This window comes from Dokdonia sp. PRO95 (assembly GCF_000355805.1).
In the GTDB taxonomy this organism is placed as follows: domain Bacteria; phylum Bacteroidota; class Bacteroidia; order Flavobacteriales; family Flavobacteriaceae; genus Dokdonia.
In genome coordinates this window covers 2,191,244-2,205,475 of record NZ_CM001837.1, presented here as the reverse complement: position 1 = coordinate 2,205,475, position 14,232 = coordinate 2,191,244, and the positions used below count along the sequence as shown (strand labels likewise).

Annotated in this window: 15 protein-coding genes; 11 read left to right on the top strand and 4 right to left on the bottom strand. The window is 35.7% G+C overall.

The window, feature by feature from the left end; all coding sequences use genetic code 11:
- Complete coding sequence (locus tag D017_RS09975) at positions 1–1,158, bottom strand: cysteine desulfurase family protein (protein ID WP_035336304.1); 1,158 nt, start codon at positions 1,156–1,158, stop codon at positions 1–3.
- Between the two features lie 195 nt (positions 1,159–1,353).
- Here D017_RS09975 and D017_RS09970 point away from each other — a divergent pair, with 195 nt between their 5' ends.
- Complete coding sequence (locus tag D017_RS09970) at positions 1,354–2,271, top strand: hypothetical protein (RefSeq protein WP_051583869.1); 918 nt, start codon at positions 1,354–1,356, stop codon at positions 2,269–2,271.
- Here the strand turns inward: D017_RS09970 and D017_RS09965 are convergent.
- Entirely contained in the window at positions 2,264–2,812 is a 549-nt protein-coding gene (locus D017_RS09965) for a Smr/MutS family protein (protein ID WP_035336303.1), read from the bottom strand. The genes D017_RS09970 and D017_RS09965 overlap by 8 nt on opposite strands.
- A gap of 143 nt (positions 2,813–2,955) precedes the next feature.
- On the opposite strand from D017_RS09965, the gene D017_RS09960 reads away from it, so the two are divergent.
- The 3 genes from D017_RS09960 to D017_RS09950 are packed head-to-tail and all read left to right on the top strand — an operon-like array spanning position 2,956 to position 5,751.
- The gene (locus D017_RS09960) at positions 2,956–5,103 is read left to right on the top strand and encodes a T9SS type A sorting domain-containing protein (protein ID WP_035336302.1); all 2,148 of its coding nucleotides are present in this window, start codon (positions 2,956–2,958) and stop codon (positions 5,101–5,103) included.
- A gap of 9 nt (positions 5,104–5,112) precedes the next feature.
- Positions 5,113–5,388, top strand: a complete 276-nt coding sequence (locus D017_RS09955; protein WP_035336301.1) for a DUF2752 domain-containing protein — start codon at positions 5,113–5,115, stop codon at positions 5,386–5,388.
- 27 nt (positions 5,389–5,415) lie between these two features.
- Positions 5,416–5,751, top strand: coding sequence for a CCC motif membrane protein (locus D017_RS09950; protein WP_035336300.1), 336 nt, complete (start codon positions 5,416–5,418; stop codon positions 5,749–5,751).
- Positions 5,752–5,876: 125 nt separating this feature from the next.
- Here D017_RS09950 and rocD read toward each other — a convergent pair whose 3' ends face one another.
- Positions 5,877–7,160: an ornithine--oxo-acid transaminase gene (gene rocD, locus D017_RS09945; RefSeq protein ID WP_035336299.1), complete on the bottom strand. Its 1,284-nt coding sequence runs from the start codon at positions 7,158–7,160 to the stop codon at positions 5,877–5,879.
- Positions 7,161–7,373: 213 nt separating this feature from the next.
- On the opposite strand from rocD, the gene D017_RS09940 reads away from it, so the two are divergent.
- From D017_RS09940 to D017_RS09925, 4 genes are all read left to right on the top strand, one after another.
- Positions 7,374–8,540, top strand: coding sequence for a mechanosensitive ion channel (locus D017_RS09940; RefSeq protein WP_035336298.1), 1,167 nt, complete (start codon positions 7,374–7,376; stop codon positions 8,538–8,540).
- A gap of 161 nt (positions 8,541–8,701) precedes the next feature.
- Positions 8,702–10,114: a 23S rRNA (uracil(1939)-C(5))-methyltransferase RlmD gene (gene rlmD / locus D017_RS09935; RefSeq protein ID WP_035336297.1), complete on the top strand. Its 1,413-nt coding sequence runs from the start codon at positions 8,702–8,704 to the stop codon at positions 10,112–10,114.
- Position 10,115: 1 nt separating this feature from the next.
- Entirely contained in the window at positions 10,116–10,619 is a 504-nt protein-coding gene (locus D017_RS09930) for a DUF6452 family protein (RefSeq protein ID WP_035336295.1), read from the top strand.
- The gene (locus D017_RS09925; RefSeq protein ID WP_035336294.1) at positions 10,582–11,304 is read left to right on the top strand and encodes a DUF6048 family protein; all 723 of its coding nucleotides are present in this window, start codon (positions 10,582–10,584) and stop codon (positions 11,302–11,304) included. The genes D017_RS09930 and D017_RS09925 overlap by 38 nt, the downstream gene beginning before the upstream one ends.
- Before the next feature lie 29 nt (positions 11,305–11,333).
- Here the strand turns inward: D017_RS09925 and D017_RS09920 are convergent, their stop codons facing one another.
- Positions 11,334–12,482: a THUMP domain-containing protein gene (locus D017_RS09920; RefSeq protein WP_035338169.1), complete on the bottom strand. Its 1,149-nt coding sequence runs from the start codon at positions 12,480–12,482 to the stop codon at positions 11,334–11,336.
- A gap of 82 nt (positions 12,483–12,564) precedes the next feature.
- Here D017_RS09920 and D017_RS09915 point away from each other — a divergent pair, with 82 nt between their 5' ends.
- The 3 genes from D017_RS09915 (at position 12,565) to D017_RS09905 (ending at position 14,206) form a co-directional block, all read left to right on the top strand.
- Complete coding sequence (locus tag D017_RS09915; RefSeq protein WP_035336293.1) at positions 12,565–13,233, top strand: ZIP family metal transporter; 669 nt, start codon at positions 12,565–12,567, stop codon at positions 13,231–13,233.
- On the top strand, positions 13,233–13,661 hold the full coding sequence (locus D017_RS09910) for a DUF4268 domain-containing protein (protein ID WP_035336292.1): 429 nt from the start codon (positions 13,233–13,235) through the stop codon (positions 13,659–13,661). Before D017_RS09915 ends, D017_RS09910 begins: the two co-directional genes overlap by 1 nt.
- A gap of 194 nt (positions 13,662–13,855) precedes the next feature.
- On the top strand, positions 13,856–14,206 hold the full coding sequence (locus D017_RS09905) for a hypothetical protein (RefSeq protein ID WP_035336291.1): 351 nt from the start codon (positions 13,856–13,858) through the stop codon (positions 14,204–14,206).
- Positions 14,207–14,232: the final 26 nt, after the last annotated feature.

Below are 14,232 nucleotides of genomic sequence, written 5' to 3'. Positions count from 1 at the left end.
TTAGGCAGGAACGCCCTCTAGAAATTCTTTTAAAATTTCTATCACATAATCCACATCGGCTTTTGTGTTATATTTTGAGAACGAAAAACGCACACTAGGCTTTCCTAAATCTTCTCCCGATAAAACTTCTTGCAATACATGCGAGCCCTTGTCGCTACCACTTTGACAAGCACTTCCTTTAGAACAAGATATACCTTTCATATCTAGTTGAAATAACAGTAAAAGTGCCTTTTCTGAGGCTATGGGTAAACAAACATTAAGTAAAGTATATGTGCTTTTTTCTGGATTAGAACAATTACCATTAAGCTTAGCTTTAGGAATTTCTTGTTGTAACCTTTCGGTGAAATAGTCTTTTATGCCCCTCACATAAGCGCTTTCCTCTTCTAGATTATTATAAGCATATTCCATTGCTGTTTCTAATCCAGCAATATTATGAACTCCTTCTGTTCCAGCTCTTAATCCTCTTTCTTGAGATCCGCCATAGATTAAAGGTCTGAGACCACTATTTTTTCTCACAAAAGCAAACCCTACTCCTTTAGGTCCATGAAATTTGTGGCCTGCAGCAGCGACAAAATCTACAGGTATCTTCTGGAGGTCTACATCATAGTGACCTATACTCTGTACCATATCACTATGTACTAATGCCCCGTATGATTTACACATAGTCGCCACAGCTTCTATATCAATCATATTACCTACTTCATTATTTACATGCATTAAGCTCACAAGCGTTTTGTCTTCACTTGATTTTAGCATTTCTTCTAGATGCTTCTCATCTGGAGTTCCGCAACTTTTTAAGTTTACGTATTCTAGTTTGATATTGTTAGTACGCGCTGCTTCTTCGGCAGCATGAAGCACAGCATGGTGCTCTATGCGTGAAGTAATTATGCGCTGTATTCCTAAATCACGGGCTGCGCTATTGATTACAAGGTTATCTGCCTCTGTACCTCCAGAAGTAAAGAATATTTCTCCAGCAGATACATTTAAAATCTTAGCTACGGTCTTTCGAGCATTTTCAACAATACTTTTAGCGCTACGTCCTACTGCATGAGTAGACGATGGATTTCCAGACACATCGCGCATAACCTCCATCATTCTATCGAGTACTTCTTCTCTTATTTGAGTAGTTGCTGCGTTATCAAAATAAACCTTAGACATAAACGTTATTCATTAGGGATTTTAGCACAAAAATAACCAAAATAACTCGGGACTGCTCGATAGGTGTCTATTTGGTTATTAGAAATTGTAGAGTTAAACGATCATTCTAATAGCTGCTTTTTAGAAAGTAAATAACATTTTCGCGAAAGCATATTTCAAACACTTTGTCCTATTTTTGCATTAAACATTATATCTATGAAAAAGCTCACGCTTTTACTTGCTCTTATATTTTTGATTACATCGTGTGATGATGGCGACGTTATTGTTACAGAATTAGATTTTGACGATGTTGAGTTACAACGATGTGAAAATGTAAATGATGTTACTAACTATGTGTTTTATAAGACTAAGTCGAGTACTAATGAGGCACTTGCTTTACAATTTGAGACAGGCGAACCTATATTTACAGAAGTAAATACTTCGTATTCTATACTACTTTCGGGCACAGACCAATACTCATACCGTGTATTTAATGGAGATCCAAGTGACTATTTTTGTAATGCGATACCACCTACAAGCCCTGTGGTACAAGAAGAATTTATAAGTACAGATGGTCTGGTAGAAATATTTTCTAGTGGTACAGAGAGTGATGCAGATTCTATACCTACAGAAGTGGAGGACCCAACACTATTAGTAGATACAGATCTTGACGGAATCCTTGATTACTTAGATTTTGATGATGACGGAGATAATGTTCCCACTCTTTTAGAATTAGGAACAGACTTTACTATAGAAGGAAATACAATTTTAATGGCTCGCGATTCTGACGGCGATGGCATTCCAGATTATCTAGATGATGACGATGATGGTGATGGCATTCTTACAAGAAATGAAGATTTAAATAGTGATTTAAACCCAAACAATGATAAATCTGATCTTAACGCTCCTACCGTTCCAGATTACCTAAATCCTGATATTGCTGTAGAAACTATAGTGAATATCTATCGTGAAAACGAGTACTTTATCACAGATTTGACACTTGATATCACGATTACAAATACAGTACTTGTAAATCCTGTTAATCAGGAGGAGTTGCGAGATGAGACATTACAGTTACTAGGCACATACTCGGCTAGTGATGTATCTGTCACGGTCACACCTACAATTAATTAGGGGTTGCATTTTGATAAATGTAAACTTCGGTTGCTCCTACCCCATATTTTTGAAAATCTGCATCATAAAATCTAAGATTATCATACCTACGAAGTAGTGTGTATAGCTCCTCACGAAGCACTCCTTCTCCCACTCCATGGATAAAAACCATCTTAGGAATACGCTTTTTAATAGCAAATTCTAGTTGCCTAGATGCCGTATCGAGTTGGATGGTCAGAATCTCATAATTACTCATACCACGCTGTCTATCTACTAATTTGTGAATATGCAGATCCACCTCAAACATTGGAGCGTTACGTTCTTTGGGATTCACCCTTATTGCCTTCTTTTTCTTTGCCTCTTCTTTTTCTGAAATCACAGAATCCGGTACTACAGAAAGAGCGGCTCTCATACTTTTAGACACTGCAGGTATAAGCTCGCTTTCGCGAAAATAGGATATAAATCCATCCTCATCTTCTACCGAAACTTGTCCGTTTTCGACATTAACTACAACACCCTCAAAATCATCGTCTAACGCTTGCACTTGATCTCCTAATTTCATAATTTTACAAATAGAAAAGGTTTTTAGTCGGTAAAAATATACAATGTATCGAAAAGTAAGCATAAAAGCATACTACATACTTCGGCCTATCTACATTTGATTAAGTTTGACCCCAAGTTATAACTACGTGTAAAGTTTAAATTATGAAAAATCTACTTCTTGTAGCGGCACTTACCCTAGGATTCTCTGCTCATGCACAACTTTTTGTAAAGCCTACGGATACAAACACAGCCTCTTATGTGTTTGTTAACGATACTTTTATTTATGTTGAAAATGATGTTGAATTAGAATCTAATAGAAGCCTCACAGCGACTACAGATAATGGGATACCTAATATTCTTTTAAGAAATAATGCTCAAATTTTACAAGGACAAGGAAGTATAAGTAGAAACAACAAGGGAACTGGTGAAATTTCTATATACCAAGAAGGAACTGTAAACAACTTTGATTACAATGTCTGGGGATCACCTGTGGGCTTATCACGAGTTGAAGGTGCTAATGGTTTCTCAGAACCCGCAAGAGGTGAAGGTAATGGTCCATTTGCATTTAAAAGCACAAACTCTGCAGCCCAAGTATTATTTAAACCAACAACTGTCACACTCAGTAATCCTGCGTTTGCAATAGGAGGTTTTGATGGTAACCAAAATGCTGGAGCTCTCAACATTGCTAGCTACTGGATATGGGCTTTCAAGTCTGGAGAAAATTACGGGGATTGGGTACATATTACTAATACTGCAACACTAGAGCCAGGATACGGTTTCACAATGAAAGGTGTTGCCGGTACAGATAATACAACAATAGCAACTGAAGTTAGTCAACCAGAGAACAATCCTGGGGATTCACAACGTTATGATTTTAGAGGACGTCCTAATAGTGGCGATATTCAAATTGCTGTTGGTACTGATCAGCAAACGCAAGTAGGAAATCCATACCCATCGGCTTTAGATCTAAATCACTTTTTAATTAAAAACTCGAGAGGAGAAAGTGAACCAAATTCATATGCATACTCATATACATCACCATATACTGGAGAAGTAATCAATAAGACTATAGATAGAAAGAGAGTTACTACTGGTACTGCATATTTCTGGGATAGCGATCCACTAGCTCTTTCTCATTACCTAGTAGATTACAAAGGAGGTTATGGAACCTATTCTCCAATGGGAGTAATAGACGGAGATGGTATATACGTGAATGCGACGTTTTTGACATATGACATTACCGGAGAGTCTACAGGAACAGCAGATACGGATGGAACATCATTGTCTTATGACCGAAGGTTCTCTCCTGTAGGACAAGGTTTTATGGTAACTGGAGCAACTGGCCAAGATATGAATGGTGCTGTACCAGAAGATATTACTTTCAGCAACGACCAAAGAGTATTCGTACGAGAAGGAACTAATTCTGATTTTAGATCTTCTCAAAAATCTAACAAAGATAATACTGCTATTGTATCTGCTCATGGTGTTGCAAATTATTATGAAAATATAAACGATCTTAAAAAGCCTTCACACATTAAATTTTATGCTGGCATAAATGACACCTACTCTAGAGAAATGAGTATTGCATTTCTAGACGCAGCGACCGAAGGTTATGATACCGCAATGGATGCGCAGACACTAAGCGAGATTGGCACTGATGTAGGTTTCATTATTGATGGCAAAAGCAACTACGTAATCAATGCCGTTCCAAAAGATGAATACCAATGGATTCCTTTATCTATAAAAGCTTCTGGACCTACAGAATTTAAATTTGCCGTACACTATACAGAAGCCTTTGAGTACAACGATGTTTTCTTAGTTGACATGGAAACCGAAACATACCATTCTATTCTGGGAGAAGAAGTACTTATGATGCTCGAAGATGGAGTATATGATGATCGCTTCTTCATTCGCTTTGCATCTTCAGAAGCACCAGAGGATGAAGAAACAACTGAAGATGAAGAATCAACAGAAGAAGAAACCGCAGAAGACACAAATGTAGAAAATGAAACTATTGACATAGCTGTTAACGAGCAAGATCCATTTATTGAAGAAAGTGTTCTTGAATCATTTACTATTATCCAAAACAATACTAATAACCAACTTGAAATTTACAACCCAAACAATATTGTGGTTGAGGATGTATCACTTTTTGATTTATCTGGAAAAAAGATTTTTAATGAAGTAAACCTAGGTGGCCAGAGTGAATATACTTTCCCTACAAGAAACTTGGCAACAGGAATATATGTGGTTAAATTTACAACTCGTGATGGCCTCACAAAAGGTCGTAAAATTAGTATAGTAAATTAAAAGACACCTATGGACGAATACATGTTGCCCTGCCTGAATAAGAAATATTTAGGATTTGAATGTATGGGATGCGGTATTCAAAGGTCAATTTCTCTTCTTTTTAAAGGAGAGTTTATAGAAGCATTTTACATGTACCCAGCAATCTATCCATTGATAGCTTTGCTGGGTTTTTTAGTGCTTAATCAGTTTACAAATTTAAAATTTGCAAACAAAGGTGTGATATTTTTAGCTATATTGACAGTCGCTACTATTATAATTAGCTATACAATAAAAATGACTAACTAATCAATTAACTAAACATCAAACATTAAAATGGAAAATCGTAAACTGCCTAACGTAACCATATCTCTAGTATTAGGGATTGTATCATTCATCGCCTGTTGTTTTTCATGGGGAATAGGAGGAATTCTACTGTCTGGAATAGGGTTATTTTTAGCAAACAAAGACAAAAAAACTTATCTACTATCTCCTGATAGTTACGATAATTATGGACAGCTTAAAACTGCAAGAATTATCGCTATTATTGGTTTAGTTTTAGGTGTGCTGACACTATTAATGATAGTTGTAATGCTTGTTATGTTCGGAGGAATGGAAGGTATGCAAGAATGGCAACAACAACAAATGGAGCAAGCTGGAATGGCATCATAGTAATATTTCAGGTTACTGATATAAAAAACACGTCTAACGACGTGTTTTTTTTGCTAAACGATGAAAATAAAAAAGCCGCTAGGATCAATAATCCTAACGGCTTTTCATTTTATAATTAGAGAAATTTATTTTTCAAATTGCTTAAGTGTCTTGATAATAATATCAGTACACTCAATAAGCTGCTCTTCTGTCATCACTAATGGTGGGGCAAAACGAATAATGTTACCATGGGTTGGTTTGGCAAGAAGTCCGTTATCGCGCAGCGCCATACATATATCCCAAGCTGTTGAGCTATCTTCTGTATCGTTAATTACAACAGCGTTTAGTAAACCGCGACCGCGTACTAAAGTTGCGATATTACTCGTGTCTACAAAAGCTTGCATCTTCTCACGAAATATTGCTCCTAGTTTACGAGCGTTTTGTATTAAATGCTCATCCTTCACAACTTCTAATGCTGCCGTCGCTACCGCTCCAGCGATTGGGTTTCCGCCAAAGGTAGAACCATGCTGCCCTGGCTTTATAACCTCCATAATATGATCATTTGCAAGCACGGCAGATACTGGATAAGCACCACCAGAAAGCGCCTTTCCTAATATTAAAATATCAGGCTGCGCATAGGTATCGTGTTGCTTCTCACAGTGAGACTCACAAGAACAATTACCACATACTGCAAGTAGTCCTCCAGTTCTTGCAATTCCTGTTTGAATTTCGTCTGCTATAAAAAGTACCTCATGCTCATTACATAATGCTTGCGCTTTGCGCATATAATCATCTGCCGGAGTATATACACCCGCCTCACCTTGAATAGGTTCTACAAGAAAACCTGCAATGTTTTTATGTGACTTAAGAGCATTTTCTAGCGCATCAACATCATCGTATGGTATTTTGATAAATCCTGGAGTATATGGCCCAAAGTTTTTACGAGCACCTTCATCATTAGAAAAAGATATTATAGTAGTTGTTCTACCGTGAAAGTTATTTTCACAAACAATAATCTGAGCATCGTGTTCTGCAACTCCTTTCTTCTCGTAAGCCCATTTTCGCGCAAGCTTTATAGCTGTCTCCACAGCCTCTGCTCCAGTATTCATAGGTAATAGCTTATCAAAGTCAAAATACTCTGTAGCGTATTTTTCGTACGGGCCTAGAGTATCATTGTAAAACGCACGAGACGTTAGTGTAAGTGTTTTTGCTTGTTCTGTCATTGCATTTACAATGCGTGGGTGACAGTGTCCCTGGTTTACAGCAGAATAAGCAGATAGAAAGTCGTAGTATTTTTTTCCTTCTACGTCCCACACATAAACGCCTTCTCCCTTGCTTAAAACCACAGGAAGTGGGTGATAATTGTGTGCTCCATGCTTGTCTTCTAGTGCAATTGCCTCTTGTGAAGAAAGTTGATCAACAGTGGCCATAATAATAATATTTTAAAGATAGTAATCTACAATTCCTAATTTGTGCTCGAAGCAAGAGGTAAGAAATCAACCTCATAAATTGTTTTTGCTTAAATCAATGCATTACAACGAAAAAACCTAGCACTTAATCGATGCAAACACTTAGTAAGTAATATATTGTAGTCCTCACTTATAAGCAGTTTACTTTTGAAAAAACTAAAATAATTAATCAAAATGGACTATCTCAACGATTTACTAAGAAACTTAACTAGCGGTGATTATCTAATTAACGCGCTTATTGCAATACTACTGCTTATAGTTGGTATTTTTATAGCAAAATTACTCAAAAAACTAACCGCAAAAATCATTAAAAAAAGTGGGCTAGACGATAAGCTTAAAAGTGATAATATTACACTTTCAAAATTTATATCTAAACTAGTGTACTTACTTGTGATGATATTTGTATTCACACTTGTACTAGGGAGATTAGGACTTACATCTGCTCTTGATCCTCTTAAAAATATGCTTGATGATTTTCTAGGATTCATACCTAAAATTGTAGGTGCAGGTCTTGTAGGTTACATAGGTTATATGCTTGCTACTATCATCGCAGAATTTGTTGGAATGTCTGGTGACACCATTCGTAAGTTTCTTCCAAAATTAAAAATTTCGACCAAGATTGATGTTGTAAACATTTTAAAGAAGATTGTATTTATCTTTATTTTCATTCCATTACTTATAGTTGCTCTCAATATTTTAGGAATGGACGCTATTTCTATACCTGCTACAGAAATGCTATCGAGCTTTATGCAAGCTATTCCAAAAATTGCAACGGCAGCAATCATACTCATTGCATTTACCATAGGTGCACGTTTCTTAAGTGGCCTTATAAAGGATATTCTTAATGGAATGAATATGAATGCTACACTTCAAAAAATACAATTAGATAAGATGGTTGGAAATGTGAATGTGGTAAACCTTATAGGTAACATTGTGTATTTCTTTATTGTATTATTTGGTATTACGACAGCCGTAGAAAAACTTGAATTTAGCCAACTTTCAGAGATACTGGCGACAGTAAATGTTTATGGAGGTAAAATCCTCTTTGGTCTAGTGATTTTAGTGATTGGTAATTGGATTGCTAGTATCGTATATAAAAACATGGCTGTAAAGGAAAACGCTTTTTTAGCGTCTATTGTGCGCATGGCTATTATTGCTATTTTTCTTGCAATAGGCCTTAATACAATGGGTATTGCAGATGAAATCATTAACCTTGCTTTTGGCCTTACATTAGGTACTATAGCACTCACAATAGTATTAAGTTTTGGACTGGGTGGACGTGAAGCTGCAGGTCAACATATGAAGAAAATTTTAAATAAGTTTGACAATAAAATTGATTAAATATTAATCGCATTATTGTTAAGGCTACTTTTTAATTAAAGTAGCCTTTTTTTTTGGGCCATTTCTATAGCGTAGGTTTTCTTCTTACAGAATAGAAAGTGCTTTATAAAAAACTGCTTTTAATCAATTAAGGTTTTGATATAAGCCCTACTTTTGCGCCTATGGGAAGACGTAAACAAAACAGACAGGTTTTTGAAAATATTAGTGTAACAGATGCAGGTGCAAAAGGTAAAGCTATCGGTCACGCACCAGATGGAAAAGTAATTTTCATCAATAATGCTGTACCTGGAGATGTTGTAAACGTACAAACTACAAAAAAGCGTAAAGCTTATTATGAAGGAACTGCAATAGAGGTATTAACGCTTTCGCGAAAGCGTACTCAACCCCAATGTGAACATTTTGATGCATGTGGTGGCTGTAAGTGGCAACACATGGATTATAAATTCCAATTAGAATACAAACAGCAAGAGGTAGAAAATAACCTTAAACGCTTAGGTAAAATTGAACTTCCTGAACTTACTCCTATTGCTGGAAGCTCAGAGCAATACTTTTACCGCAATAAGATGGAGTTTGGTTTTTCTGACTCAAAATGGCTTACACTTGAACAAATAAAAAGTGATGAAGTTATTGAAGATAGAAATGCCCTAGGCTTTCATATCGCTGGGATGTGGGATAAAATACTTGATATTGATAAATGTCATTTACAGCGCGACCCTAGTAATGCCATACGTAATGGAATAAAAGAATTTGCAACTGCAAATAATATGGCATTTTATAATGCCCGTAATCAAGATGGACTCCTTCGTACATTAATGATACGCACATCATCTAATGGTGAGTTAATGGTTCTTGTTCAATTCTTTAAGGAAGAAACTGAGAATAGAGAATTACTACTAAACTATATTAAAGATACTTGGCCAGAAATCACCTCGCTTTTATATGTTATAAATAGTAAAGGAAACGACACGATTTACGATCAGGAAGTAATTTGTTTCTCTGGAAGAGATCATATTTTTGAAGAAATGGAAGGGCTCAAGTTTAAAATTAATGCCAAATCATTTTATCAGACTAATTCAAAACAAGCTTACGAGTTATACAAAATCACACGAGACTTTGCTGGACTTACAGGTAATGAACTAGTGTATGACTTATATACTGGAACTGGTACTATTGCTCAGTTTGTAGCAAAGAAAGCTAGAAAAGTGATTGGTGTAGAAGCTGTCCCAGATGCCATTGAAGCAGCTAAGGAAAATGCAAAGCTCAATGGTATAGAGAATACTGAGTTTTTTGTAGGTGACATGAAGAAAGTGTTTAATACAGAATTTATAAATACTCACGGCGTTCCAGATATTATTATCACAGATCCACCTAGAGATGGTATGCACGCAGATGTAGTGCAGCAAATAATTAATATATCTCCACAAAAAGTAGTCTACGTAAGTTGTAACAGTGCAACACAAGCTCGCGATCTTGCGTTATTAGATGAAACATATAAGGTTATAAAAGTGCAACCTGTAGACATGTTCCCTCAAACTCATCATGTAGAGAACGTGGTATTACTTGAAAAGAGATAAAATGAGAAAGCTACTTTTAATTTTGATAATAAGTGCCAGTCTAGGGCAGAGTTCTTGCGAACGAGATGATATCTGTGCAGAAACTACGCCCACTACTCCATTACTTATTATTGATTTTTATGATGTAAATAACCCATCACTATTAAAAGCTCCAAATAATCTAACGGTCACAACCATTATTGATCAGGAGGTAAACGAAGTAATAGCACTTGTAAACTTAGAGAGCATAGAGATTCCTTTACGCACAAATGCCGAACTTACAACGTACTCATTTACAATCAATACCGCCGAAGATGATGAAGAAGAACCCAATACTGATGATTTAACATTCACTTACACTGTCACAGATGAGTTTGTAAATAAAGCATGTGGCTTTAGAGTAGTATATGATGATTTACAAAATACAATTGATCCACAACAAGATGGAGCATGGATACAGAATATAGATATTGAAAACCCAACAGTAAATGATCAGACTGAAGCACATATTAGTATTTTTCACTAGTGTAATTCTTGCTTTCTTCACTAGTTCTGTACGAGCTCAAGAAACGACTAAAGAAATCACTACTAATGATTCTATTACTGCACCTACAGACTATTATGGTTTGCGTGTAGGAGTAGATATTTCAAAACCTATTAGATCATTTCTTGACGACAATTTTAAAGGCCTGGAACTCGTTGCAGATTTTAGACTCAAAAAAAATTACTATCTCGCCGCCGAGATAGGAAACGAAACTTGGAGCTCAGATCTTGCTAATCTAGAAAATACCACGAGCGGCAGTTACATAAAAGCGGGTTTCAATTATAATACCTATGAAAACTGGTTTGGGATGAACAATCTCATCTACGCAGGGGTTAGAGCTGGTTTTTCTAGTTTTAGTCAAGAGCTAGAAAGCTATACAATTTACACAACTAACCCTGTATTTGGTGACGACACGAGAAATTTAAGTCAAGAATTCAAGGGGCTAAATGCTACCTGGCTTGAACTCAAAGTAGGCTTGGAGGTAGAATTATTTAGTAATATTTATCTAGGAGTAAATGCACAATTAAAAAGAACTATAACTACTAAAGATCCAGAAGGCTACTCAAATTTATATATTCCAGGGTTCGGAGAACTTACAGAAGGTACTCCAATAGGCGTAGGATATGGATATACACTGTCGTATTTAATTCCTATTTTTAAAAAGTAATTATTTACGCTTTCGCGAAAAAGTACTTGTTATTCTTCCCTATTTAGGTATTTCCCTTTTTTACTTCCTTCATACATTTCGTACTTAACGAGTCTACTCTCTAAGCTACCGTTAAAACATTTAATTTTCCTACTAGGTCTTAGACCAACATGTTTTAGTGATTCCATATTTGATGTAATCATCCATGCGTGAGATCCAGGATATCCAGATTTTAGGGTGTCGCCTATTTCTTTATAAAATTCTTCCATCTCAATTGGTAAACGTTCACCATATGGTGGGTTAAATACCATCTGCAAGAAGTCATTCCCATCTTTTTTTGTCCTAAAGAAATTTTCTTCTTTTATAGTAACAAAATCTGATAGTTGAGCATTTTTAACATTCTCTCTTGCTTTTTCTACTGCAGAAGGTGCCTTATCATATCCCGTGATGGTATATCTAAAATCTTTAACTCTCTTAAGAGCAGAGGCTTCTATAAGTTCAAACAGATCTACATCCCAATCACCCCATTTTTCAAAAGCAAACTCTTTTCTATTAAGGTTTGCAGGAACATTACAAGCTATCATTGCCGCTTCTATACACATGGTACCAGAACCACACATTGGGTCAAGAAAATCCGACTGCCCATACCATCCACTCATCATTATTAAACCTGCAGCAAGTGCTTCATTAATAGGAGCAATATTTGTAGCTGTACGATAACCTCTATGGTGAAGTGAAGCTCCACTACTATCTAATGATAATGTACACCAGTTGTCTTGTATATGCACATTGAGACGCAAGTCTGGATGTTTTGTATCAACATTAGGTCTTACATTCTCTTCTCGACGAAATTTGTCCACAATAGCATCCTTTGTCTTGAACGAAACATATTGCGAGTGGGTAAATGTAGGTCCGCTTACTGTTGCATTAATTGCAAAGGTCGTATTAACATCCATGTACTTACGCCAATTTATTCTCTGCATGCGACGATACAGGTCATCTTCATTCATGACTCTGAATTCGGCTATAGGTTTTAAAATTTTGATTGCTGTGCGACAGCAAAGGTTTGCCTTGTACATAAAACCTTTATCCCCTTCAAAAGAAACATTACGCACGCCGATTTCTACATTACCTGCCCCTAGATTACGTAACTCTTCTGCTAATATATTTTCGAAGCCAAAAAACGTTTTGGCTACCATCTTAAAGTTTTGACTTGTCTCGCTCATATACCGCAAAAATACGTTAATTTTATCGCCTTAACACCGCAAAATACCTAACCATTTGTTAGCAATTATCTTACCCATTATCGCAGTTATTATTGGATTCACTATTGCGCTTATTTTTAAGCCTGTAGTAAATAACAGCATCAAGCTTTTGCTTTCATTTAGCGGCGCTTTTCTATTATCGGTTATCATATTTGAATTTCTACCCGAAGTTTATAGTGAAAGCACTAACAATGTGGGAATCTACATTATGGCCGGATTACTTGTTCAAATACTGTTAGAATTTGGTTCTAAAGGCGCAGAACACGGACACATGCATCATCAAGATGAAGGAAGCTTCCCTTTCTTATTATTCATCAGTTTGTGTTTACATTCTATAATTGAAGGCTTCCCCATTGCAGATAATCAAGATTTACTTTATGGAGTGGTCATTCACAAGATTCCTATTGCGATTATCATCTCAGCATTCTTGTTTAATTCCAAAATGAGCAACATTAACACAATTATATTCTTAATCATCTTTGGACTAATGACACCTGCAGGAGCATTTTTAAGATCTCAATTAAAATTTCTTCAAGAATATAGCAATTATGTAAATGCCTTTGTAGTAGGCGTATTGTTACACGTATCTACTACCATCCTATTTGAATCGTCAAAAAATCATCAATTTAATGCATCAAAACTAGCAGTAATATTTCTAGGTATAATAATAGCATATTTTCTATAATGTTCACAAGAGAAGAGTCTAAAGAAATAAGAAAACAATTTTGGATTTTCTTCGGAAAGAGATATCCTAGGAAGTGGATGTTATATAATACTGGAGTAAAAGATTTAAATCTCAAGTTTGATTTTGATAATGACAAAGCCTTAGTCTCTATAGATTCAGAATCTCGTGATGAAATAGACAGAACTTATTATTTCGATAAAATATTGAGTCTTAAAAACCTACTTCTGGACGAAGTTTCTCAAAATATTATTTTTGATTCAAACTATATTCTGGAAAGCGGAAAGCTCATCTCAAGAGCATATATTAAATTAGAGGGTGTCAACATTCATAATAAGAATCACTGGCCACAGGTTTTTGAGTTTATGTTTGAAAACATGGACAAATTAGAAATCTTCTACTTGGAATATCAGGATTTTATAAAATCATAATATAAAGTCTTTTCAAAACCTTTACAACGCGAGTACTCAAACTGTACAATACGTGTTCACATTATCATTTCATGTAGAAAACATTTCAATCCTTATTATTAATCTATCTAGATTTCATAAAAGATTAGAAGCTAAATTATTCACCATTCAATTGACTTCAGTCTACACCTACTATAAAAGTCTTAGCAAAAGACTTGCCTGGCTATTTAAATAATACTGTAGAGATCTATGGATATCTGGTAACGGCAAAGAACACAGGTACCTCAAATGGTAATCGCATGTGCTTTGGAACCTTCTTAGATTATAACGGTAATTGGATAGATACTGTTCACTTTCCGCCTTCATTAAAGAAAAACCCTATACAAGGTAAAGCAGTTTATGAGATAACTGGTAAAGTAGTAGCCGAGTTTGATTTTATCACTATTGAGGTATCAACATTAGAAAGACAGCATTATAGATCTGACACAAAAACTACAGCATTCTATAATCCTAAGGGAAATCCAAAAGATAATGACTATCATAGTCCTTTTAAGCTTGTAAAGTAAAGTAAGGGATCAACGCTGCTGAATCC

Coding starts and splice junctions, on each gene's coding strand:
- D017_RS09975 (WP_035336304.1), bottom strand. CDS start 1,158: ATGTCTAAGGTTTATTTTGATAACGCAGCAACTACTCAAATAAGAGAA.
- D017_RS09970 (WP_051583869.1), top strand. CDS start 1,354: ATGAAAAAGCTCACGCTTTTACTTGCTCTTATATTTTTGATTACATCG.
- D017_RS09965 (WP_035336303.1), bottom strand. CDS start 2,812: ATGAAATTAGGAGATCAAGTGCAAGCGTTAGACGATGATTTTGAGGGT.
- D017_RS09960 (WP_035336302.1), top strand. CDS start 2,956: ATGAAAAATCTACTTCTTGTAGCGGCACTTACCCTAGGATTCTCTGCT.
- D017_RS09955 (WP_035336301.1), top strand. CDS start 5,113: ATGGACGAATACATGTTGCCCTGCCTGAATAAGAAATATTTAGGATTT.
- D017_RS09950 (WP_035336300.1), top strand. CDS start 5,416: ATGGAAAATCGTAAACTGCCTAACGTAACCATATCTCTAGTATTAGGG.
- rocD (WP_035336299.1), bottom strand. CDS start 7,160: ATGGCCACTGTTGATCAACTTTCTTCACAAGAGGCAATTGCACTAGAA.
- D017_RS09940 (WP_035336298.1), top strand. CDS start 7,374: ATGGACTATCTCAACGATTTACTAAGAAACTTAACTAGCGGTGATTAT.
- rlmD (WP_035336297.1), top strand. CDS start 8,702: ATGGGAAGACGTAAACAAAACAGACAGGTTTTTGAAAATATTAGTGTA.
- D017_RS09930 (WP_035336295.1), top strand. CDS start 10,116: ATGAGAAAGCTACTTTTAATTTTGATAATAAGTGCCAGTCTAGGGCAG.
- D017_RS09925 (WP_035336294.1), top strand. CDS start 10,582: ATGATCAGACTGAAGCACATATTAGTATTTTTCACTAGTGTAATTCTT.
- D017_RS09920 (WP_035338169.1), bottom strand. CDS start 12,482: ATGGTAGCCAAAACGTTTTTTGGCTTCGAAAATATATTAGCAGAAGAG.
- D017_RS09910 (WP_035336292.1), top strand. CDS start 13,233: ATGTTCACAAGAGAAGAGTCTAAAGAAATAAGAAAACAATTTTGGATT.